At 40.4% G+C, this 22,888-nt stretch carries 17 protein-coding genes; 9 read left to right on the top strand and 8 right to left on the bottom strand.

Features of this window, described 5'->3' with window-relative positions; all coding sequences use genetic code 11:
• Position 1: 1 nt before the first annotated feature.
• The gene (locus tag AC5NT5_RS17020; protein WP_494513595.1) at positions 2–1,813 is read right to left on the bottom strand and encodes a glycoside hydrolase family 3 protein; all 1,812 of its coding nucleotides are present in this window, start codon (positions 1,811–1,813) and stop codon (positions 2–4) included.
• A gap of 319 nt (positions 1,814–2,132) precedes the next feature.
• On the opposite strand from AC5NT5_RS17020, the gene AC5NT5_RS17015 reads away from it, so the two are divergent.
• Entirely contained in the window at positions 2,133–3,701 is a 1,569-nt protein-coding gene (locus AC5NT5_RS17015) for a sensor domain-containing diguanylate cyclase (protein ID WP_494513594.1), read from the top strand.
• Here the strand turns inward: AC5NT5_RS17015 and AC5NT5_RS17010 are convergent.
• Positions 3,698–4,222, bottom strand: a complete 525-nt coding sequence (locus AC5NT5_RS17010) for a serine protease external chaperone (protein ID WP_024596041.1) — start codon at positions 4,220–4,222, stop codon at positions 3,698–3,700. The genes AC5NT5_RS17015 and AC5NT5_RS17010 overlap by 4 nt on opposite strands.
• 149 nt (positions 4,223–4,371) lie before the next feature.
• Between AC5NT5_RS17010 and AC5NT5_RS17005 the strand changes: the two genes are divergently transcribed.
• The gene (locus tag AC5NT5_RS17005) at positions 4,372–8,394 is read left to right on the top strand and encodes a rhombosortase-dependent M36 family metallopeptidase (RefSeq protein WP_494513593.1); all 4,023 of its coding nucleotides are present in this window, start codon (positions 4,372–4,374) and stop codon (positions 8,392–8,394) included.
• 584 nt (positions 8,395–8,978) lie between these two features.
• Here the strand turns inward: AC5NT5_RS17005 and AC5NT5_RS17000 are convergent.
• Complete coding sequence (locus tag AC5NT5_RS17000) at positions 8,979–11,060, bottom strand: TonB-dependent hemoglobin/transferrin/lactoferrin family receptor (RefSeq protein WP_494513592.1); 2,082 nt, start codon at positions 11,058–11,060, stop codon at positions 8,979–8,981.
• Between the two features lie 139 nt (positions 11,061–11,199).
• On the opposite strand from AC5NT5_RS17000, the gene AC5NT5_RS16995 reads away from it, so the two are divergent.
• From AC5NT5_RS16995 to AC5NT5_RS16980, 4 genes are read left to right on the top strand one after another with little or no spacing between them, the layout of a single operon-like run.
• Entirely contained in the window at positions 11,200–12,009 is an 810-nt protein-coding gene (locus tag AC5NT5_RS16995; RefSeq protein WP_494513591.1) for a heme/hemin ABC transporter substrate-binding protein, read from the top strand.
• Entirely contained in the window at positions 12,006–13,058 is a 1,053-nt protein-coding gene (locus tag AC5NT5_RS16990) for a FecCD family ABC transporter permease (RefSeq protein ID WP_494513590.1), read from the top strand. The genes AC5NT5_RS16995 and AC5NT5_RS16990 overlap by 4 nt, the downstream gene beginning before the upstream one ends.
• Positions 13,055–13,843, top strand: a complete 789-nt coding sequence (locus AC5NT5_RS16985; protein WP_494513589.1) for a heme ABC transporter ATP-binding protein — start codon at positions 13,055–13,057, stop codon at positions 13,841–13,843. The genes AC5NT5_RS16990 and AC5NT5_RS16985 overlap by 4 nt, the downstream gene beginning before the upstream one ends.
• Positions 13,840–14,559: a HugZ family pyridoxamine 5'-phosphate oxidase gene (locus AC5NT5_RS16980; protein ID WP_494513588.1), complete on the top strand. Its 720-nt coding sequence runs from the start codon at positions 13,840–13,842 to the stop codon at positions 14,557–14,559. Before AC5NT5_RS16985 ends, AC5NT5_RS16980 begins: the two co-directional genes overlap by 4 nt.
• 66 nt (positions 14,560–14,625) lie before the next feature.
• Here the strand turns inward: AC5NT5_RS16980 and AC5NT5_RS16975 are convergent, their stop codons facing one another.
• On the bottom strand, positions 14,626–15,558 hold the full coding sequence (locus AC5NT5_RS16975) for a ChaN family lipoprotein (RefSeq protein ID WP_494513587.1): 933 nt from the start codon (positions 15,556–15,558) through the stop codon (positions 14,626–14,628).
• A gap of 282 nt (positions 15,559–15,840) precedes the next feature.
• Here AC5NT5_RS16975 and AC5NT5_RS16970 point away from each other — a divergent pair, with 282 nt between their 5' ends.
• The gene (locus tag AC5NT5_RS16970; protein ID WP_182753146.1) at positions 15,841–16,641 is read left to right on the top strand and encodes a TIR domain-containing protein; all 801 of its coding nucleotides are present in this window, start codon (positions 15,841–15,843) and stop codon (positions 16,639–16,641) included.
• Between the two features lie 56 nt (positions 16,642–16,697).
• Positions 16,698–17,078 carry a hypothetical protein gene (locus tag AC5NT5_RS16965; protein WP_494513586.1) on the top strand — a complete coding sequence of 127 codons (381 nt, stop codon included), beginning with the start codon at positions 16,698–16,700 and terminating at the stop codon, positions 17,076–17,078.
• Positions 17,079–17,320: 242 nt separating this feature from the next.
• Here the strand turns inward: AC5NT5_RS16965 and AC5NT5_RS16960 are convergent, their stop codons facing one another.
• The gene (locus AC5NT5_RS16960) at positions 17,321–17,821 is read right to left on the bottom strand and encodes a lactoylglutathione lyase family protein (RefSeq protein WP_002959229.1); all 501 of its coding nucleotides are present in this window, start codon (positions 17,819–17,821) and stop codon (positions 17,321–17,323) included.
• Between the two features lie 114 nt (positions 17,822–17,935).
• Between AC5NT5_RS16960 and AC5NT5_RS16955 the strand changes: the two genes are divergently transcribed.
• Positions 17,936–18,802, top strand: a complete 867-nt coding sequence (locus AC5NT5_RS16955) for a LysR family transcriptional regulator (protein ID WP_494513585.1) — start codon at positions 17,936–17,938, stop codon at positions 18,800–18,802.
• A gap of 37 nt (positions 18,803–18,839) precedes the next feature.
• Here the strand turns inward: AC5NT5_RS16955 and AC5NT5_RS16950 are convergent, their stop codons facing one another.
• Genes AC5NT5_RS16950 through AC5NT5_RS16940 form a run of 3 tightly spaced genes read right to left on the bottom strand, consistent with a single transcriptional unit; the run spans position 18,840 to position 22,882 of the window.
• Complete coding sequence (locus tag AC5NT5_RS16950; RefSeq protein WP_494513584.1) at positions 18,840–19,919, bottom strand: heparan-alpha-glucosaminide N-acetyltransferase domain-containing protein; 1,080 nt, start codon at positions 19,917–19,919, stop codon at positions 18,840–18,842.
• Positions 19,903–20,541 carry a hypothetical protein gene (locus AC5NT5_RS16945; RefSeq protein ID WP_494513583.1) on the bottom strand — a complete coding sequence of 213 codons (639 nt, stop codon included), beginning with the start codon at positions 20,539–20,541 and terminating at the stop codon, positions 19,903–19,905. Before AC5NT5_RS16945 ends, AC5NT5_RS16950 begins: the two co-directional genes overlap by 17 nt.
• A complete protein-coding gene (locus AC5NT5_RS16940; protein WP_494513582.1) occupies positions 20,534–22,882 on the bottom strand; it encodes a GNAT family N-acetyltransferase in 2,349 nt (782 codons plus the stop codon). Before AC5NT5_RS16940 ends, AC5NT5_RS16945 begins: the two co-directional genes overlap by 8 nt.
• Between the last annotated feature and the right edge of the window lie 6 nt (positions 22,883–22,888).

The following is a 22,888-nucleotide window of genomic DNA, read 5'->3' as shown; positions in this document are numbered from 1 at the left end:
ATTAGTGTACCTTTTGCGGTTTTATTGTGACAGGTAATACGCCGTTAGCCGGTGCTTCTCCTAGTAACACTTTTGCAAGTGCGGTAAAAGCAGGACCAGACACAATATCGTTTTTATCTACATCAATATTATATGCATACGATGCAAGTACGGCATTTGCATAATCGCCAAATTTAGCAATGTCATAAGGTGCTCTTAGGCTTATAAATACAGTGCTTTTATTACTCTGCTTTGCCACTTTTAATAATGACTCAAGTGCTTTTGGCTGCTCTGCATTATTAAGTGCAAAATTTGAATCATCTATTAAATCATCCATACCGCCAATTTCGACCGCACTTTGATTAGGCGTTGCATTACCGGCGATAACTACATCAGCAGCCTGTATTTGTGCTTTTGCATGTGCTGGATTAAACCCTTGTAAACTACTACAGCTATAGTTAAGTTTTTGCTGGCTGATAGCTTCAATTGCTTGCTGCATTGCCATACATTTACGCGTGTCGGGCATAATAATATGAATATTACTTCCTGCTTTTAAATTAAGCGGCAAAGTACTGTTATTATTTTTAACCTGCGTTATTGCCTCTACAGCAAGCTGCGCTTCTATTTCGCGATGTGCTGCACTGCCAATTGTTTGCTTTGCATTTATGAGCGCGGTAATAGGGTCAAAATTAGTGCTTAATCTAAATTTATTTTTAAGTGTAATTATACGCTGTGCCGATTGTGCTATTTCTTGCTCATCAAGTTGATTTGATTTAACCGCTGCAACAAGATCTTTAATAAGATCATCGAGTTTATTTAAATCATCTGGTGTTCTAATTTCAATAGGCATTAGGGCAATGTCAGCTCCAGCGGCAAATGTATTTATTACCGCTTGAGTTGGCGTGAAGAAGTTACTAATACCAGCCATATCAAGCGCATCAGTTACTACAACTCCTTGGTAATTAAGCTCGCCACGTAAAATGTCAGTAATGATTGCGCGCGACATTGTTGCCGGTTTTATCATCGTTTTGCCATTAACACTTATAAACGTTGTGCTATCGAGCGCTGGGTATTGAATATGCGCCGTCATTATCATACCTGGGTTTTGCTTGGCGATAATGTGTTTAAACGGTGCTAGGTCTTGCTCGTAAATAACTTCTTTTGCATGGTTTACTTTAGGCAAACCTGTATGGCTATCTACGTTTGTATCGCCGTGACCCGGAAAGTGCTTTAACGAGGTAATAACGCCATTGCTTTCAAATCCTGCAACCTGTGCGGCGCCCAATTTACTCACTAATGCAGGGTTTTCACCAAACGAGCGTACGTTAATAACTGGGTTGTCGGGATTCATGTTTACATCAACCGTGGGCGCGTAGTTTACATTTATACCCAGCGAATTTAGCTCTTTAGCGATAACAGTTGCTGTTTTTGTCGCAAAGCTTGTACCGTGTTTTTTGTAGGTTGCGCCAATCGACATATTACCGGTAAATGAGGTGGCAACATCGCGTGGTAAACGCGCTACACGTCCGCCTTCTTGATCTATTGATATAAATAGCGGCAGCTTACTACTAGACTTACTTGCTGCCGACTGCAATTGGCTATTAAGCGTAATTGTTTGCTCTATCGATTGAGTGTTTTCAGAAAATAAAATTACCCCACCAATATCGTATTTTGCAATAGCGGTAGCGAGTTCATTAGGTAACTCGGTCATTGGAGTTCGGCATTTATTACTTACTCCTTGCTGGCAGAAGTAACGAAAGTCGAGTATTAGCTTTTGCCCAAGTTGTTGTTCAAGAGAAAGCACGGGTTTAGCAAGCGAGGATTGTAATGGCATTAAGCACCCAGATAAAAAAACTATAGACGATACAATACACTTATTTAGCAAAACACACTCCAAAGCTAAAAAGTAGATAAGTGTAAGCAGCTTAACTACTTTTTGAGGTAACTGCAAAAGAAGGATTTTTTGCAGAGGAACCAATAACGTATTGTAAAAGTTAAAGAAAATTTATAATTTTGCTATTAGCGAAAAGTTATATTTAGTTATATTTTTTGTGGCTTTGTTAATATTAGATAATAAATTTTCAAGAGGGTATAATTGCGGGCTTTATATACAATTATAGGTTCGGGTACTGAATACCTGTACTTAGGATGGCATGCGTTTGCGAAAAAAATTATTAACGGCCTTAAATCTTCGATTTCTTATTTTGCTTTTAGCGATTACGGCTTCCATTAGTACTTTAGTAAGTAGCTTTTATTCTACCTACCAAGTACAAAAAGAGCAGTTAACAGCTTACACGCTAAAAAGTAACTATGCTTATGCCAATAAACTGGCATCAGCAACAGATAATTTTTTAGAATCCGCAATGCAACAACTGGCCTATTCAGCTAAAAAAATAGAGCAAAGAGTTGATGATGAAGATTTATTAAACCAAGAATCGGCCCGCTTACACTTACAAACGAATAGCTTTAACTCAGTTGTAATTAATAAGCATAGTGTTGTTGTCGCAACCTCTCCTAAATTTCCGCAACTTATTGGTGAATCAATCCACTCACCCGGCGCTGTACAAGCGCTACAAGAAAAAAGACCATTAATCAGCGCGCCTTATATGTCGGCTGCTGGGAACTTTATTGTTTTTATTTCTCATCCTTTGTTTGATCAAAGTGGAGATTACCTTGGTTATATTGGTGGCTCCCTTTATCTAAAGGAGCGTAATATTTTAAATAGCTTGTTAGAGCAGCATTATTATGAGGGTGGAACATATATTTATGTGGTCGATGCCAGTAGGCGAATTCTCTATCACCCAGATCAGGCACTAATAGGGACAGTCGTCACAAATAATTCAATCACTAATAATATGATTACAGGCCAAAGCGGTACTTCTATTGTTAAAAATAGCCAAGAGATAGAAATGCTAGCAGGCTTTTCCTCCGTGCCTAAAGCAAAATGGGTAATTGTCGCTCAGCGCCCTGTAAGAGCAACGCTTTCGTCACTTGATTTACTCATAACTGAAGTAATAAAACGTACATTACCGATGGCTGTTATTACGTTTCTTTTAATCGGTTTTTTTGCTCACTTTATTTCCAGGCCTTTAAAACAACTAGCAGACAAAGCAAATACACTTGACGATCCAACAAGTATTGAAGAGCTAAAAAGTGTTAAATCTTGGTACTTTGAAAGCCAAAGACTAAAAATTGCAATGCTCAATGGAGTTAATACTTTGCAAATGCAGATAGGTCAGCTTCGTCATGATGCGCAAACAGATCCCCTAACTGATACTCATAACCGTAGGAGTTTAAACGGTTTATTAAACCAATTGATGTTTAAGCAAACTCCATTTGCTATTTTAGAGATAGACATCGATTTCTTTAAGCGAGTTAACGATACCTTTGGCCATGATAAAGGAGATGAAGCTCTTAAATCGCTTACTGATATTATCAAAAAATTATCTCGAAAAGACGATATCGTAGCACGTATAGGTGGTGAAGAATTTGTACTTGTCTTGCCTAATGAAAACAGCCAAAGTGCGCTCAAAATAGCAGAGCGACTACGTAAAACTGTTGAGTCTACAAATATGGAAACTATCGGCTTTATAACAATTTCTATTGGTATTGCAACTTGGCCTGATCACAGCAACGACATAGACCAAGTTTACAAATGTGCAGACAAAGCACTTTACCATGCGAAAGAAAATGGCCGAAATCAGTGCATTGTTGCTGATTAATAGTGTGTTTCGATAGGTGAATAGTTAATTGCAATTTCTACATTGCTCACTGAGCTATAGCTGTTTAGAGCACTAGACAATTGTGCAATATCAACATCCTTTTCAACAAGTAATGTGTAATTGTGAGCTGTTGACTTGACTAACTCATAATTATTTTTTAACTCATCAGGCACAGAATCGGTATTTAATGTAATTGTAAGAGTACCTGTTACTACCCCTTTTTGTTTTAAGTTCTGATTATAAATAACGTCGCCTTTAAATAACTGCTCAGAGTTAAAGATAAGTTTATCACCCGATGAATTTATGCTTTTAGATGCATTTTTAATAACACCTTGACTACTTTCTTTTTTAGGGAAAATAGTGTCACTTTTCTGGTTCTTAGATGATTCTTTTATAATGATTTCTGCTGTTTTAGGTTGTGCCTGAGAGTTGTTAACCTCTGTTTTTTCACTGTTATTACATGCAGATAGTAATAAAACTGCAATTATTGGCACTGCACTTGTAAAAATTATTTTTTGCATTCGTTTACCTTTGTTTACTTTTCTTTAAATTTAAAGCTATTCAGCCTTATTCAAGTCTGTATATTAACAACTTAACTAGGCGTTTACATAAAATAATCAATTTAAAAACATTAAGTGTTTAAACATAATAAACACAAACAGGTGGATACATGTCTCAATTTAAGTTAACAACTATTGCCATGGTTGTAGCATCAACATTAGCAGCAGGTGAGCTAACGGCCGCTGAACAAACTCGATTTTATGATGTAAGTGCTACAAATGCAGTTACTCAGGGTACTTCTTTAGCTGCTGTTCAGCAGAGAACCTTAGCGGAACGCGCCACTGTATCGGGTCAAAAATCTATTTACGATGCACAAATGGGTAAAGCAACATTTTTATGGCAAGCAATAGGTCAGCGTAAGCCTGACATGGATTTAATCGCACCTGATAACCGTAATCAATATGCTGCTGACTTTTATATTGAAACTTTAACAGGTATTAGTAATCGTAAAGCAACAGCATCTTCTGCTGTTATGGTTGATTTATCAGAGCAAAAACGCGGTTCTATTAGTGCAAAATACAAACAACAAGTAAACGGTGTTGAAGTTTTTAACCGCGAATACAACTTGTTAATGGATAAAGAGTACAACCTAGTAGCAAGTTCGGGTTATTTTGCTGATACGTCGTCATCTAAAAATAAACTTGCTGCGTTAACTGGTTTTGTAAGCTCTGAGCAAAGTATAAGAAAAGCATTTAGTGAATTAGCAAATATTGATGTCTCACTTCGTAAAATTGGTAACGAAGGTGGATATGCAAAATATGAGGCTAAATCATTAGATGATTCTAAGATTGTTTTAGGTACACCACGTGCAAAAGAAGTGTTTTTTGAAGTTGCAGGCGAGCTTAAATCAGCTTACTACATTGAAGTAGAAGTAGCAGAAGCAGGCTCTTTAGAAAGTGACTACTTTAGCTACGTAGTAGATTCAAATAACAGCAAAGTATATTTTGCGAAAGATTTGAAATCTCATGCAGCTGACTTTAATTACCGTGTTTACGCTAACCAAGATGGCTACCCAATGGAAAGCCCGCACGGTGATGTAATTCCTGCAGATGGCCCAGGACAAGTAGACGAGACTGAGATTTTAGACGCGCCAATGGTATCTCTATCTTACTACAGCAAACTAAGCACAATGGACCCATGGTTAGCTGATGACGCAACAACAACATCAGGTAATAACGTATTTGCTTACGCAGATGTGGTTGCACCTCAAGACTTTAGTGAAGGTGACTTTACCGCTGAAACAACAGCAGATTTCACATTTGACTACCCTTATCGAGTAGATGAAGTCGCAAATAGCTACGCAAACCGTAAAGCGGCTATTGTTAACTTGTTTTACATGAATAACTTTTTACATGATTTTTTCTATGACCATGGCTTTGATGAAACGTCAAATGTAGCGCAGGTATCTAACTTTGGTCGTGGCGGCGTAGAAGGTGACCCGATTGAAGCACAGGCTCAAGATAACTCAGGTCGTAATAACGCAAATATGTCTACGCCAGCTGATGGTGCTAGCCCACGTATGCAAATGTACTTGTACAACAGTAAAGATGCCACTGTTGGTGTAGATTTTGGTATTACAGTAACTTCACATGACTCTTTAGGCCTTTTAGCTTCAACAAAAGAATCTGGCTTTGGTAAATACCAATTCAGTGATGTGGCTGCAGAAGTTGTTCGTTTAGATGATGGAAATACAGTAGATTCAACAAGTATTAATGATGGTTGTGAGCCTGCTATAAATGCTGCTGAACTAGCAGGGAAAATTGCAATTGTAGACCGTGGATCATGCTCATTTACAATTAAAGTAAAAAATGCACAAGATGCAGGTGCAATAGCAACTATCGTTGTTAATAATGACCCAGATACGTCAGAACCGGCACCAATGGGCGGTGAAGACGATACTGTAACCATTCCAAATATGGGTTTAAATTACGCTGATGGTAATGCAATGTATGACCTAATTGATGCTGGTGAAGTTGTTACTGTAGACATGTTTACCAAAGCAACATTAAAAGATGGTACGTTTGATAATGGTATTATTGCTCATGAATGGGGTCACTACATTAGTAACCGCTTAGTCGGTAATTCATCAGGCCTTATTAACTTCCAAGGCCGCGCAATGGGCGAAGGCTGGGGCGATTTCCACTCATTAATGTTTATCGCTAAAGAAAGCGATATAAATATTACAGGTAACGATAAGTTCCAAAAAGCATATGGTAGCGGCACATTTGTAGAAGACTTCTACTTCGGTATTCGTCGTCTTCCTTATTCAACTGATACAGATGTAAATGCATTGTCGTTCCGCCATATTACTGAAAATGCTGGTGCTGATATTGGTATATCACCAACAAGCGTGGCTTCTCCTCATGCTGCCGGCGAAATTTGGGCAACTGTATTATGGGAAAACTACGTAGCGCTTATCAACGAGCATGGCTTTAATGAAGCACAAACTCGAATGGCAGATTACTTAGTTGCAGGTTACAAATTAACACCTATAGCACCAACCTACACTGAAGCACGTGATGCTATTTTAGCTGCTGCCTATGCAGTAGACCCTGCTGATTACAAGTTAATGGTAGGTGCATTTGCTAAACGTGGTATGGGTCTTGGCGCAGTATCGCCAGATCGTTTCAGTAATGACCTTACTGGTGTGGTTGAATCAGATAAAACACAGCTTTCTAGCTATGCATTTGCAAGTGCTGACTTAAACAACATGTACAATGGTACAGAGCTTGGTTTTTGTACTAACGACAATATTTTAGATAAAGGCGAAACGAGTACGGTTAGCGTAACAATTACTAACCGTGGTAGTGAAATACTTAGTGGTACAACAGCGCAACTGACAGTTATAAGCGATCATGATGTAACATTTGAAAATGATGGTTTACTTACTTTTGGTGAAGTTCAACCGTACGAAGCAATAACTAGTAACGATATTAAAGTTACTTTGAACGAAGCGGGTACAGCTGAAACACTAGAAATTGAAGTCACATTCCCTGAAATTGAAACGGACGATGATATCGTTGAAGCACTTGATCAAACACTTACGTTTGAAGTAAATATGGGCTTTAAGTCAGAAATGCCTGTTGGAGCTGTAGTTTCAGATGATATGGAAGTAGCAAGTTCATCACTATTAGATTTAAAAGAAAACGTAATGTTTGGCGGTGACTTAGCTGTTGGCACTCAGGTTATGGATAATAGTGGTAATATTGCCTTCTTTGAACAAGGTGGGTTTGAGCTAGGCACACAGGCAATGCGCCTTGTAAATAATGGCTTCCAATCAGATGTAGCAATAGAGAGTAAGCCATTCGAAGTTGGTTACTCAGGCGACTTTGAAATCTCGTTTTGGCATTTCTATAGTATTGAGCAAAACTGGGATGGTGGTGTTGTAGAAGTTAGTGTTAATGGCGGTGACTGGGTTGATGCCACTGAAATTGGCGGCACATTTGATGTTGGCTATGACGCTGTTCTAATCGAAAACGATTCTCAAGAGCTTCAAGAACGTGAAACATACACAGGTAATAACGTACAAGATAGTGGCGCGTATGGTAATTATGAAACTATCAATTTTGGTGATGCTCTAAACGGCAACTTAGTAAAAGTACGCTTTAGAATCTCATCAGATGGCGCAGTTGATGATTTAGGTTGGTGGATTGATAACCTAACTATGTCTAACGTTTTATCTCCTGTATTTTCTGAGCTTGTCGCGGGTGATTCACTAGCATGTGATAACGCAGCTCCACTTGTTTTAATCGAAAGTGTATCAGCGGAAATTACTGAATCTGCTACAGGAACAATTACAGCAACAGCGTCAGATCGCAATGGTCAAACACTAACTTATGCTTGGACTCAGGTTAGCGGTAGTGCTGCTACGCTCACAGGTACTGATACAGCAACTTTGAGCTTCACACCTGCAGCTATTACTGCAGATGAAGAGCTTGTTTTTGAAGTTGCCGTAAGTGATGGTGTAACAACTGTGACTCAACAAAGTACTGTAATGGTAAAAAATGAAGCGGTAGCAACTGTGCCTGTAACAGAATCAAAATCTAGCGGTGGTGGTAGTTTTGGCTTTATAGCTTTATTACTTACTCCATTAGTATGGTTTAATAGACGTCGCAAAAACGTTAGTAAATAAGTTTAAATAACATCCGTCAACTCTAAGCACATGACGGTTTTAATGAAAGGCCAGTAGCGTTCGCATCTGGCCTTTTTTATACACTTAGTTTGATGTTTTTAGTCCTGAGTACAGTAAATACATAGACCAAGTTTACAAATGTGCTGGTAAAGCACTTTACCATGCAAAAGAACATGGCCGTAATCAGTGCATTGTTGCTGATATTAGCTAAGCATAGCTTAGCTAAGTAATATTTTGCATTGAACTTAAATTGATAAATTCTCTATAAAGAGTGCATGAGTTTATTAAGCCAGCCATCAGCTTTTGATGGTTTGTAAATCATTACTATGTCTTCGCTGTAGTGACTGTTAACCCCCTTTACAGTAAATTTTTTAAGCCCTAAATCATCAATCACAAAGTTTGGTAAATATGCCAACGCCAAGCCACTTTGTATCACCTCTATTAATGCACTTCCAATTAGAATCTAGGCAACTCGCTTTACTAAAAAATTAATATGGGTGTCATTTATAAATATCAAAAAATAAACTCAACAAACGCTGCAGCTTCATGCAGCGTTTGTTGCTATTTAATTTTCTAGGAGCTAATTAAAACTCATAGCTTATTTTGGCTGAAAAGTTACGCCCAGGTTGGGTGTATTGGCTAAAATCAGCAGCTTGTGATTGACCTGCAATCAACTCAAAAGGTACATATTCTTTATCGAGCAAGTTAAGTACACCTACATTTAGCTGCCACGCTTGCCATTCGTAGTTTGCGTATAAATCAACAACGCCGTAGCCATGTCCTTGCGTAGTTTTATTACCGTTTGTATCAAGTACTACATCCGATTGCGATTTAGCCAAACGCAACGCGGCGGTCCAGTTAATATTACCCTGTTCTGTACTTAACAATACTGAGCCATTTAACGGGCTAATGCTGGTAAGTGGCTGATCGGTTTCTTTATTTTCACCATCAACGTAAGCCACGTTTGCCTCTAGTAGTATATTTTCAGCTACATACATGGCAATTCCTGCTTCAACACCGCTTATTTGTGTTTCGCTAATATTTTGGTACTGATACAGCGTTTTGTTTACGCCAGGAATGTACGTTGGCTCAACACCTACTACGGCGGTTTCTATAAAGTCATCGTATGCTGCATAAAAAGCACTTAAATTTACGCTAATATCGCTGCTGGCGTATCTTAGCCCAAGCTCAAACGAATCACTGCTTTCAGGGTCTAAATCGGCGTTTGGTAATATTTGATAAAACGGTTCAACGCCGTGGCTTTGATAGGCTTGGTCGTGTGGTGGTATTTTAAAGCCTCGTACGTATTGCCCGTACAACGACAAGTTATCATCCACTTGGTATATAGCACCTAGCTTAGGCGAAAAAGCAGATTCGGTAATATCACCAAGCTGCGCATCGGCGTATAGCTCATCATTTTTAGCCTCTAGGGTGTAGTAATCATATCGCATACCTGCAATAACCGACCACGCGCTGTTATTAAACGAAATACTGTCTTGTACATAAGCGCCAATTAAAGAGGTATCAGCCCCCGGGAATGCTTTTTGTTTTTGGTCTGTAAAATCAACAGTGCCATCGGCTAAAATACGGGTTTTAAAACGTGGGCGGGTGGTGTCGTATAAGTCTATATCAATCCCGTATACCACTTCATGATCGGCATTCCCTGCGTTAAACCCTTTATTAAATACCGCTTTTAAACCTAAAATATTTTGCTCAAAACGATAGTCGTTATAATCGGTGTAGGTGCTTGCGCCACTAATTTGATCGCTTTGTTGCTCGTAACTACTGTAAGACACTTGCCCATACCATTTATCAAACGCGGCGGTTGCTACTTCTGAATGGTAATCGAGCGCCAGTGACCAACTCGTGTCATCTTCTTCGGTTTCTTGAACAGCGGGGGTTATTACTTGCTCAGTCGTTTGATTAAAGTAATCAAGGGTGTATTTAAGTGTGCGTTTTTCATCAAGCTGTTGCTCAAATTTAACTAATAAAGCATCCGACTTAGCATCATAACCGGGTAAGTTTTCGTCATAGTTTTGTACTTCTTCGCTATCACGGTGGCTATACACGGCGCTTACTGCAAAGTCGCCTAAGTCTTTTGCCGCAGTAATATCGGCGGCAACTTGATTACTTTGACCTTGATACCCAAGCGCCATTTTTACAAAGCTGCTGTTATTTTTTAAATAATCACTAGGATCTTTAGTGGTTATAACCACAATGCCACCAAGTGCATCAGAGCCATATAATGACGATGCAGCACCTTTGGCTACTTCTACTTGTTTTACACCTGCTACGTCAAAATAATTACGGCCAACTAAATAGCCCCCTCCACCTGCATAACCATCGTTGGTGCGTCGGCCATCTTTTATAAATACAACCCGGTTACCACCAACACCACGTACTGTAAGTGTTTGCGCGCCTGCGCCACTGCCTGTCGTTGCAATGCTTGGGTCGTACTTAAACATGGTTTGTAAATCTACAGCTAGCTGACGCTCTATGTCTTGCTCGGTAATAACAGTAACTGAGCCTGTTACATCTTTAAGTTTTTGCTCAAAGCGCGAACCACTTACAACAATATGATCGTCAATTATGTTTTCGGCAATGGCAGTGCCCGAGCCAAGTAGTAAGGTTGCTATAGCAGTAACTCTAAACGCAGAGGGATTCATTTCAACTCCAAATGATAATAGTTATTATTTATGGCGAAGATGTTACAACTAAGTCAAAATAAGATCAATTAATTATGATAATCATTTTCATTTAGATTTAACTGGTTATAATAGCCAAAAAATAAAACCGGAGTGTGTAATGAAATACCTATTTATATTGTTTGCTTTAATGGCCCAATCTGCACTTGCACAAGAGCGCGTTATTAGCGCTGGCGGCACCCTTACTGAAATAATTTATGCGCTAGGCAAACAAAATACCCTTGTAGCTGTTGATCAATCGAGCATGTACCCGCACCAAGCCACGCAATTACCGCAAGTGGGCTATTATCGCGATTTAGCTGCAGAAGGCGTACTTTCAATGCGTCCAACCAGCTTGTTAGCGCTTGAAGGCGCAGGGCGAAGCCAAGCACTTAAGCAAATTGAGGCAACAGGAGTTAAGCTAATTCATTATAAAAAGCCGACCTCAGTTAACGAGTTACTTGAGCTAATAAAACGCTTAGGTGACGATTTAAACGCTAAGCAAAAAGCACAAACACTTATTACGCACATTACAAGATCGTTACCTGAAAAAGCAAAAGCGCAAACACACAGCGCGCTATTTTTACTCTCAGCTAATGAGCGCGGGCTTGTTGCCGCCGGGCAAGAAACCGTCCCTAATTTATTATTTAGCTATGCAGGCATTACTAATATAGGCGCTACGCATTCAGGCTTTAAAGCAGTAAATAGTGAAGTACTGGCTATAAATCAGCCCGACTTTTTAGTAGCCCCAGCCCACGTTGTACAAAGCCTTCGCGGTAAGCAGGCTTTTTGTGAGCAACCTACACTACACTTATTAAAAGCGGCGCAAACCTGTAACTTACTTGTAATGGATAGCCTACTTTCGCTTGGCATGTCGCCGCGTATAGCCACAGCAATTAATGAGCTTGACGAGTATAAAACCCGCTTATGAACACCCTAACATTGAGCCGTTTTAAGCCTGTAACACTTAGCCAAACCCATAAATGGATGCTATTAGCCTCTGTGTGTATTTTTGCTTTGGCGCTACTTAGCATAGGGTACGGGCCAGCAGGGTGGGATTGGCGTTTAGCCATTGCTTGGCTTGCGCCCGAGCTCTTTAATCAGTTTGATACGCTGCAAATTAATGTCGTAATGCAAATACGTTTGCCACGCTTTGTGCTTGCAGTGCTTGTAGGGTTGGTGCTTGCCCAAACTGGCGCGTCAACGCAAGCGCTGTGCCGCAACCCATTGGCCGACCCATCTATTATAGGCATTAGTGCGGGTGCGGCTATGGTTGCTGTGGCGTTTATAGCACTTAGCGCGAAGTTTAATTTTAACGCGCAGTTGTATTTACCTTATGCGTCGTTTTTAGGGGCGCTTGGTGTGACCTCGCTGGTATATTTTATTGCCAAGCAGCAAGGGCAAATTAATATCACCACACTTATATTGGTGGGGGTTGCTATTAACGCATTAGCCTTTGCGGTTATTGGGCTACTGAGCTTTTTTGCCGATGACAGTGCATTACGATTAATAAATTACTGGACCATGGGCTCATTAGGCGGAGCAAGCTGGAGCACGATTATTCAAGCTGCGCCGTTACTGTTTATCAGCCTAATTGGCCTGTGGCGGTTAAAAGAGCCCATGAACTTACTCCTTATTGGCGAGCCACAAGCTCAGTACCTAGGGGTAGACACCAACAAGCTCAAACTATATGTAATTATACTTGTTGCACTAGGAGTAGGGGCGGTTGTGGCACTTACCGGCTTAATAGGGTTTGTTGGATTGGTAGTCCCGCATATTGCCCGCTTAATGGTGGGGCCGCATTTACGTAATATGCTGCCGCTTTGTATGCTAACTGGCGTAGTGGTATTGCTACTTTCTGACTGGCTAGCACGCATTGTGATCATGCCATCAGAGCTACCCATTGGCATTATTACTGCATTATTGGGTGCGCCATTGTTTATTTATTTAATAGTGAAAAATAAGCGAGGTTGGTCATGATCACGTTTAACAACCTAAGCGTTGGCTTTGATAATCATAGCGTTTTAAACGCTATTGATGGCAGCGCTAAACAAGGGCAACTTGTAGCACTACTTGGTGAAAATGGCGCAGGTAAATCTACCTTGCTGCATACCTTAGCAGGTATGCATGCCTTTACAGGCAGTGTACTTTTTAATGCTAAGCCGCTGGCCTCTCACGCTAAAAAGCGCCTTGCCACACAGCGCGCAGTGATGATGCAAGCTAACCACGTAGGGTTTGATTTTACTGTATTTGAGCTTATTGCAATGGGCCGTTACCAGTATGTAGAGTCATTAAAAATGCAAAGCGAAAAAGTAAATAAATACGCCGCTATTATGGATTTAAGCCATTATTTAACTCGCCGCGTAAGTGCGCTTTCGGGCGGAGAGCAACAACGCGTGCATATGGCGCGTACTTTAGCGCAGCTAAACGCTTTTACACAATCAGCCGAGCCAAAACTAATGCTGCTCGACGAACCTACATCAGCACTTGATATGCACCATCAACATGCTTTGCTCAGCTGCGTCAAAGCGTTTGTAGGGCAGGGTAACAGCGCCATTATTGCAATACACGATCTAAATTTGGCCAGCCTTTATGCAACCGACGCTATTTTACTGCACAACAAAAAAGTGCTGCAAAGTGGGCCTATAAACACCGTATTAACTGAACAAAATTTACAACAAATGTACGCCATGAAACTGCACGTAAACCCTCATCCTTATAACGATGCACCCATGGTTTTTTCTCAACGTCAGGAGTTTTTATGAGAGAGCAAGCATTAAACGATGCACGCACCTTGGTTTACAAAACCAATGCCGGTGTTATGTCGACTATTTCTAATAATTTACGCGGCTACCCATTTGGCTCAGTAACCCCCTATATGTGCGACGAACAAGGCCGTGTTTACTTTTTTATTAGCGATATAGCCCAGCACACTAAAAATCTAAAGCACGACTCTCGTATGAGCCTAACTGTATATGATGCCGCCGACTACGGCGATCAAAACGAGCACGGCCGCGTAACACTCGTAGGCGATGGCTCTATTGTGCCAAGTGAGCAAGCACACACTTTACTTGATAACTATATTGCCCTATACCCAGAAGCTGCTAGCTATCGCAATGCGCACGACTTTCAGTTATGGCAATTAGACGTAGTGCGAGTGCGTTACATTGGCGGGTTTGGCAAAATATTTTGGCTTGAACAAATCGAGTGGCAGGGCGAGGCAAAAAACTGGGATGAAAGCCAACAGCAAAGCATGATTAACCATATGAATGAAGATCACCAAGATGCTATGTCGCTCATATTAATGCAGCACTACGGCGTAGCCGATAACACCCCAATAATGAGCGGCCTATTACCCACTGGTTTTTATATACAAAACCAAAAGCGTAATTACTTTATTAACTTTAAAACCCAGTGCAACAGACCGTTAGAGGTACGTAAAGCGCTGGTTGAGCTAACCAACCAAGCCCGAAATAACTAAACTAAATACATGACGACATAGTTAACCTGAGCCCTGGTTAAGAGATTCACTAACTATGTCGTTATTTTATAAGCAAGCTGTTTGCTCGCCTCGCTTGCCTAACGCTTTAAAAGCGGCTTGCTGATGTTCTTTTTGTACATAACGGGTTGGCAAAGGGTTAACCTGCAACTGATACCCACTTTGATTAGCTTGCACATTCGTTACCGGCGATATCCACACAACATTTAGCTCTGGCGCTAAACGCTTAATAACGCGCGCTATACCTTCGCCATTTTTTACATGAAAATCGCCCGCTATATGCATTACTTGCGCATCTTTATGATTATTTAAATAGTTAACGATAGACTCCCCCATGGTTTCATCCCAGGTAACTTGCGCAGCATAATAATTCTCGTTTTGACTCGGCAAGCCGTGGTGCATTGAGGTCATAAAACGTTGTTTATAATCACTGGGGGACGTATCAATAGCGGCTGCAATATAGCTCTGCTGTGTTTCATCAAGTTTATTTAGGTAGCTTATGCCTTGCCTGCCAATACAGGTGACTATATTTTTAGGGGCATTGGCAGCGATTACATCGCTATTGTTCGCTTTAGCCAGCTCTACCAACGCACGGTAATCACTTTTGTAGTTAGGCCACGCTTGGGTGTTATCAATTAAGTATTGCTCACCAATTTCACCTTTAACATACTGGTTTAAAATAGGCTGATCGGCGCGGCTAAACTGCTCAAGCGACAGGGCAGTGCGTTTATTGACTCTACTTAATTGCTCAAATAACTCAGCCTGAAATAAATGCACACCCGGGTGCGTATGCCATTCACCTACTAAAACCACATCGGCATTTAATAGCGTGGGCTCTAATAATACAGAGCTAACAGGCTTTGCTTGTGCATTATAAAGCGCAGTGTAATAAAGCGATGAGCTTTTATCAGGCGGCACAGTTGTTGTGCTACAACCACTCAAACTCGTAACTAACGCCAGAGTTAACATAGACTTTTTCATACACACCTTTCAAAACTCGTTAATACAAATAATTATCAATATCATATACTTGTAATACCTATTAAGCCAGCCAACCTGCTGCTTACTTACATAATCAAGGAAATGAGCGAAGTACGCATTTATATGCCTTAACTTTGCTTGTAGATATTAAATAGCTTTTGATAGCAATATCTTAGGTAATTTGTTAAAACTGTGTAAAGTAGAAAATGAGCGTGACAACCGCAGGAATATACGCAAAATTGTTGTGCTTTTAAGTTCTAGATTGAATTATAGGAGATCTAATTGAGTATTGAATTTTTAGAAACGGATTTCGATAAGGTTAGCTACCTTTTGAATTTGCTCACTGCAAGAGCAACTGGACTTGCATCTGACTCAGGTGAATTTGAAGCATTACGCTCTGAATTGCTGAGTAGTTCTAATCTAGCACCAATGCTTCCTCAGTGGTTACGACAGCACCGTAATTTAGATTCATTTTGGGGGTTTATTCAGCCAAAATTTAGTAGTTACGCCGAAAGACGTACGTATTTATCTGGTGAGTTCACACCAATATTAGATCAATTGGAGTTCGGGCAACCAACTCAGGGAATAATGCCAACTACTACAAATACACCAGTGCCTCCAGCTAAAGAAGTTCCTCGTAACAAACGGAAAGTGTTTATTGTTCATGGACATAACAACGAAGTAAAACAAGAAGTAAGTCGCTTTGTCGAGCAACTTGGTTTAGAAGCTATTATCCTGCATGAGCAAGCTAACGCAGGAATGACAATTATTGAAAAAATTGAACATTATTCAAATGATGCTGATTTTGCTCTTGTTTTATATACTCCATGTGATTTAGGGAGAGCTATAACAGAGCCAAACCCTCCAAAAAATAGAGCACGACAAAATGTAGTGTTTGAACATGGTTACCTTATTGCGAAGCTTGGTCGAGAAAATGTCTGCCCTTTAGTTAAAGGGGCTCTTGAAACTCCAAATGATATAAGTGGTGTTTTGTATGTCACTATTGATGATCCTGGTGCATGGAAAAACCAAGTAGCAAAAGAGTTAGTTCAATGTGGCTACACTTTAAAATCATTTTTCTAATAAGTATCAAAGACTAACGCTTACACAGCCGCTAGGCACTGGAGAAGGTTTAATAGATGGAACCAAATTATTCAGAATATTCTATTGCTGAATTGCAAGAAGCTATCAAGTCTATTGATAGGGCTTTGTACCCTGAACGCTTTGAGCTATTAAAAGCCGAACTATTAAATAGAGAAGAGGAAGAGCATAATGCTTCTCAATTAGTAAGTCTTTCATCAAAGGACTTACTTATTAAGCTCAGCAATGCATTTTTTGTAATTCCGTTGATGATCTATATAGGAATAGATGCACTTAATAGCGGTGAAATACTCCTTAAAGGAGGAGCTATATCAAAAAATGAAAACTTTATATTATTTACATTAAGCGTAATATTTTGTTTTTTAATCTCAGCGGTACTGACATGTAGCTTGTTTGTGGATAAGAGAAAAATTTCCTGATATATGTGTTATGTCGTTCATAAATTTACTAGGACACAGTTCGATTGGTAGTGCTTTTCTGGAGGTTGATAATATTTTCAACTCAGGGCAAAACATGCTGCACAAGCTAAGCAAAAACAAGTTATAGAGAATAAGAAGACGGTGAAGTGTATTTAAAAACTCTTTAACTGAAACAACAAGGCCGTAGTAATAAATACTGCGGCCTTTGTTTTTAGCTAAATGCTTTTTTAAGCTAAGTGCTTTTAGTAAGCCCCTGCGCTGTAAATAAGCTCGTAGCTGTGGCTGTAAATCTCAAGGATGTTACCAAACGGGTCTTCCATGTAGATCATGCGGTACGGCTTTTCACCCGGGTAGTAATAACGAGGGGCTTCCATACGTTTTTTACCGCCAGCTTCTACAATACGCTCAGCTAAACCTTCTACATCAGGGTCTTGAACACAAAAATGAAATATACCTGTTTTCCAGTATTCAAAATTGTCTTTTGGGTTTTCTTGGTTTTTAAATTCGAAAATTTCGACGCCAATACGATCCCCTGTAGATAGGTGCGCTATTTTGAATTTTTCCCACTTTTCGCCAAATACTTCTGTGCACATTTCGCCAATTGGGCTTTTGTCTTCGGTAATTAAAGTCGGTTCCATTATGGTGTACCAACCCATAACTTTAGTGTAAAACTCGACTGCTTTTTCAACGTCGGGAACCGAAATACCAATGTGCGAAAAACTACGTGGATATGTATGACTCATAATGCTTCCTCTTTAAGTTGTGACTTATCTTGTGACTAGTTGATAGAGTTAGTTTACGAATTGAACAATATTAAGTAAAATTATCATTAATCATCATTTTGAGTACGTTTTGTAATGATAAATCCAACATGGTTAAATACGTTTTGTACTTTGGTTGAGGTAAATCATTTTACTCAAACCGCCGAGCGCCTTTTTATGACCCAATCTGGTGTAAGCCAGCACATTAAAAAGCTAGAGCAGCAAGTAAACTGTGCGCTATTGGAGCGCCACGGCAAACAATTTACCCTTACCGTACGTGGGCAAAATTTGTATCAACAAGGCAGCTTGTTATTAAAGGAATGGCAATTTTTAGAACAACAATTAAAAGATGACTCGCCTTACAGCGGCTTGGTAAAAATACAATCGCCTGGTAGTTGTGGGCTACAATTTTATAGCCAATTATTAGCGCTGCAGGCAAAGCATACCGAGCTTAATATTGATTATCGCTTTGCACCCAATACAAGTGTAGAGCAAGCTGTGGCAAACCACAGTGCCGACATAGGCTTTTTAACTCAAGCTCCGACGCTTAGCGAAGTTACCAGCCACAAAATTGGTAAAGAAGCCTTATTACTTGTCACCCCCGCACATATTAAAAACCCAACGTGGGAGGTCTTATGTGAGCTTGGCTTTATTGGCCACCCTGATGCAAAACACCACGCACAGCTCTTACTAAGCGAAAACTACAGTGAGTTTGAACATGTTGATCAAATTAAACGCACGGGGTTTTCTAACCAGATAAGTTTAATACTGGAGCCAGTAAGTTTAGGGCTAGGTTTTACCGTTTTACCTGCGTATGCCGTTAGCGCATTTAATAAACCTGCGCTTATTAAAACGCACCACTTAGCTAATCCGATTAGCGAAAATATTTATGTGTGCCATCACCGAAATAGGCCAATGACAAAGCGCATGAATACAGTAATTGAAGCAATAAAGGCAGGCTAGGGCGCCTGTAACTGCGCCCGTAAAGCCCCTTTACAGTTTATGCTGCACGTTTAGGTTTTTGCTTAAAACCATGTAGGGTGAGCTTTATTTGCAAATACATTTTGTGTACTGCAAAAGTGAGTAAACTCATAAGCGCCATTAGGCACAACGTTGGTACAAGCGACTGCGTATGATAACCAAACACACCCATAAGCCAGCAAATTAGCACCCATTGAATAACATACAAAGCAGTTACATGTTTGCTCGCATACAAAAGAGCGCGGGTAATAGGGCCATTAAATTTATTAGCGATGGTGTATTCTATAAAAGCTAAAGCACATAAATTTATACCAACTAAATAAATAATACCGCCGCCATTTAAATGGAAAAAATTACCAAACTGCCCCTTAAAATCAGCAATAAGCCACGCTGTACCAATAATCAATAATGCAGCACCTAACTTTGCACACACACTAAATAAGTATGCTGCATTATGCTGGCTATTTATATACAAACGACCAAGCACGTAGCCGGTTAATATAGCGCTTATCCACGGAAATACCGGAAAATAAACTTGGTAGTTATTAGCAAAAAACAAATCACTAATATACGGCGAAAGCGCAAACTGTTGCCCCCTTACAAACTGGCTTATAAGTGCAATAGCAATGGCTAAGCATGCAATCCATGCGGTTTTCCAACGGGCAATATTAAGCGCCCCAAATAGCACTAAGCTAACCCCGGCAAGTTGTAAAATATCACCTGTAAGCACCATAAATTGTAATTGCCCCGCACTGAGCGGACTTTGCCAGCCGTACGCATTTATAAATGCCTCGGGCATGGTGTTAAATACCTCAATGGGTAGCCAAAACTTTGCCGCATTCATTAGATACGCAAGTAGTAAAAGCTGTATGCCACGCTTAATTAATAACATGGGTGTTTGCCTACGCGAAAGTGCCATAGATAACCCCATTGCCACCAAAAACGAGGCTGTGCCTTTGCCAAGTATATGAATAACAGCGCCAAATAAGCTTTCACTTTGAAGCTCTGTGCTCGAGTACATCCATAAAGTGTGGACTAAAATCATAATAAAAACGCTCGCACCTCGGGCAAGGTCAATCGTTTTAAGGCGTGTGTTCATTGGTTTTAATATCCTTTTTTGGGCAGGTTTGGCATTTGCTATAACCTGCTAAATAATAACGACAGCACGTTAAGCGATCGGCCGTTAATTTAAATGGAGTGTTTAAATTAAAGTGATTGCTGATTAAATTGTGTAGCTGTTGATGGCAATGTGTAGTGTGATCAGCGCTTGCTAAATTTAAGCTATGAGCGCGCTTAAATGCGCTGTTAAGCGTGTCGGTTAACAACCGGCCTTGCTCTTTTTTACCCAGCGCATAATCGTTATTTATCCACTTACCTACACTGCTTACAAATTCAATAAGTGCATTATTTTGCTCAGCTTTACTTAATAAAGGCGCGCCTGTAAGGCTAAACCCTCGGCTATACGCGCCGCTCATTTTTAACTGTAACTGCATTGGATTGTGCGCATTGTGTTTGCACGTATGCCAATAACAATAGGCATAAATAGCTTGCCAACAAAGCTGCAAATATAAATGCCGGCTAATAAATTGCGTAGGCGCATGGGGGTAATGCGCCTTGCAATGAACCGCTAATTTGCGCACTAAATCTAAGCTTGGATGAGCCGCAGCAACCGGCTCATTTGGGCAAAACAAAAAGTGCGAAAGGGTGTGAGGCTTAGCCATACAGCTTTGCCGATACCGGGTTATTTAAACTTCCGGCAAACTTTAAGCTGCCTGCGGGGTCGGTTAAATCAACCATTTGTTTATTATTGCCAAGCTGTAAGCGGTTTAAGCAAGAGTGTGCAAATTCATCACTAAAAAAGTCATACTCTTTAAAGCGCTCATTTAAGGCCGGGTTTGCTTGTTGATACGCGTTTACACTTTGCGCAACGCCGTGCCAAAAATCGTGTTCGGTAATGCGCGCTTCTCTTACTAAAATAGCGACTAGGTATCTAAAAAAGCAGTCGAATACATCGGTAAATATACTTAGTAATTCAAGCTCTTTAGGCATAGCAATATGAATACGCGACACTTCCTCAGGCAAAGACTCAGTGCTATTAAGCAGCGCGACTTCTTCGCCTATGTCTTTCATGTAAGCGCCTACGGGTACTGAATTTTTAAGTTTTAAAATGAGGTTTTCGCCGTGGGGCATAAACACTAATTTATGGGCATAAAAACAATGCACTAACGGGATAAGATAGGCGTTAAAATAGCTTTGCAGCCAAGCATGTGTGCTTAAACCGCTTTGATCTATTAATACACCTGCCATACTTTTACCGTTGTTATCTAGGTGCAGCAATGCGGCCATGGTGGTGAGCTGCTCATTATTTTGTAAATTATGGTTTGGGTTTTCGCGCCATAAACACGCAAACATTTTACGGTACGGCGTATCACCGAGTGCGCTTTGCTCAAAGGTGTGATGCGCATACCCTAACGTGGCGTACTCTCTAAGTGCAGTAAAATTGCACGCGCTAAGTGTTGGGTCGTGGTTTACTTTATTAAACACCCAATCATTTATGGCCGGGGTTACCGCCATATAAGCGCGCGAAAGCCCACGCATAAAGCCCATATTTAAAATAGACAGCGCCACTTTTAAATACGGTTTATGCGGGTGCGAGCAGTTATATAATGTACGAATAGATTGCTGCGCTTGATATAAATCGTCGCCTTCACCTAAATACACTAAGCGGTTATTGGCAAACTCATTGGCAAATACCACACTTAATTTATGTTGGTACTGCCAAGGGTGGGCCGGCATAAATAGGTAGTCGTCAGGGTTTAGGTTTTGCGCTTTTAGCGCTTTGTTAAACGCATCACGGGTGGTTAAATCAAGCTCGCCACTAATATGGCTTGAGTAGTCACTAAAGTATTCACTGTGAGCAAAATCACATACTGTTTTGTGCGCCGCTAACCACAGCACTTTAAACGGTTTACCCACTTCTGGCGCATAGCGTAAAAAGTCGTTTTTGCTAAAGCCAATTCGACCATTATTAGCCACAAACGCAGGGTGGCCTTCGCTCATTGCAGCTTCTATTTGTTGCAGCCCTAATTTCGCAAGTTCGGCTGCGCTAAGCGTGTTGTTTTCGCGTTTATAACAGGCACTGGCAAGGGTGGCGTTAAGCTCTTCAAGGTAGGTGGCTAAACGCTCGCCAGTTAAACCCAGTGCAGGGCCTTGCACACTAAAAAAGTGCAGTACATCAAGCGCTACTTGCTCATTGTTAAGGTTATAAAAACATAAGCTTGGCTCGTCTATATCTATGTGGTTAAGCGCCATAGCGCGGCCATTAAATAAAAAGTAACCCCCTTCAATATTGACTTTAAAACCTTGCGGGGTTTGCTCTGCAACCAATAAGCGCTCGTGTACAAGCTCGCTAATGGCTTTACATTGTAAGTGCCTGTTTGTCCACTGCCAGTGATCAAACTTTACATAGTCAGAACTTATATGCGCTTGGGTTTTGTGATGTAAATTTACATGCGTTTCAAATGCGGCTTTATTACAAAACCCAAGGTAGGCGTTTTTATCACCAAGGGTTATTTGCTTAGTATGCACAAAGCCTAAACGCTTATTTAAGGTATGAATTTTACTATTGGCAATATCGGGCTCTACCACTACCCGCGCATTATCGTTATGGGTAAAAATACTGTGCAATACGCACTGCATTATTTCAAAGCTAAAATGGCGTTTGGGCTGTGTATTTGGGGCAAGTAAAATATGCATGCCGGTATCGTTTGGGATTACCTCATAGGCAGCTGCGAGAAGTTTGTCGTGCTTTGGGCTGTAAAGCTCAACAAGGGCAAGTAGCTCATTATTTTGCTCAATAACATAGGCATGATGATGCGGGTTGTTTATTATATCTTGGTAGGCGCTGCACATTTGCTCGGGTGTGTGTTTACTCATACCCCAAAAATGGGCATAAGGCAGGGTAAGCCACTGACAAATAATAGGCATGTCGCTTTGCTGTAGTAACCGCATAGTCACATTACCTGTGTGTTGTAACGTGGTTACAAAAGATGAAAAATACATAAAAAC

This window comes from Pseudoalteromonas sp. J2K-J599, assembly GCF_059295115.2.
Note: the sequence above shows the minus strand (reverse complement) of the source record. Positions and strands in the feature narration are given on the sequence as shown.

Bases quoted from the DNA above. Each gene is read 5' to 3' on its own strand.
- AC5NT5_RS17020 (WP_494513595.1), bottom strand. From the start codon at position 1,813: ATGCCATTACAATCCTCGCTTGCTAAACCCGTGCTTTCTCTTGAACAA.
- AC5NT5_RS17015 (WP_494513594.1), top strand. From the start codon at position 2,133: ATGCGTTTGCGAAAAAAATTATTAACGGCCTTAAATCTTCGATTTCTT.
- AC5NT5_RS17010 (WP_024596041.1), bottom strand. From the start codon at position 4,222: ATGCAAAAAATAATTTTTACAAGTGCAGTGCCAATAATTGCAGTTTTA.
- AC5NT5_RS17005 (WP_494513593.1), top strand. From the start codon at position 4,372: ATGTCTCAATTTAAGTTAACAACTATTGCCATGGTTGTAGCATCAACA.
- AC5NT5_RS17000 (WP_494513592.1), bottom strand. From the start codon at position 11,060: ATGAATCCCTCTGCGTTTAGAGTTACTGCTATAGCAACCTTACTACTT.
- AC5NT5_RS16995 (WP_494513591.1), top strand. From the start codon at position 11,200: ATGAAATACCTATTTATATTGTTTGCTTTAATGGCCCAATCTGCACTT.
- AC5NT5_RS16990 (WP_494513590.1), top strand. From the start codon at position 12,006: ATGAACACCCTAACATTGAGCCGTTTTAAGCCTGTAACACTTAGCCAA.
- AC5NT5_RS16985 (WP_494513589.1), top strand. From the start codon at position 13,055: ATGATCACGTTTAACAACCTAAGCGTTGGCTTTGATAATCATAGCGTT.
- AC5NT5_RS16980 (WP_494513588.1), top strand. From the start codon at position 13,840: ATGAGAGAGCAAGCATTAAACGATGCACGCACCTTGGTTTACAAAACC.
- AC5NT5_RS16975 (WP_494513587.1), bottom strand. From the start codon at position 15,558: ATGAAAAAGTCTATGTTAACTCTGGCGTTAGTTACGAGTTTGAGTGGT.
- AC5NT5_RS16965 (WP_494513586.1), top strand. From the start codon at position 16,698: ATGGAACCAAATTATTCAGAATATTCTATTGCTGAATTGCAAGAAGCT.
- AC5NT5_RS16960 (WP_002959229.1), bottom strand. From the start codon at position 17,821: ATGAGTCATACATATCCACGTAGTTTTTCGCACATTGGTATTTCGGTT.
- AC5NT5_RS16955 (WP_494513585.1), top strand. From the start codon at position 17,936: ATGATAAATCCAACATGGTTAAATACGTTTTGTACTTTGGTTGAGGTA.
- AC5NT5_RS16950 (WP_494513584.1), bottom strand. From the start codon at position 19,919: ATGAACACACGCCTTAAAACGATTGACCTTGCCCGAGGTGCGAGCGTT.
- AC5NT5_RS16945 (WP_494513583.1), bottom strand. From the start codon at position 20,541: ATGGCTAAGCCTCACACCCTTTCGCACTTTTTGTTTTGCCCAAATGAG.
- AC5NT5_RS16940 (WP_494513582.1), bottom strand. From the start codon at position 22,882: ATGTATTTTTCATCTTTTGTAACCACGTTACAACACACAGGTAATGTG.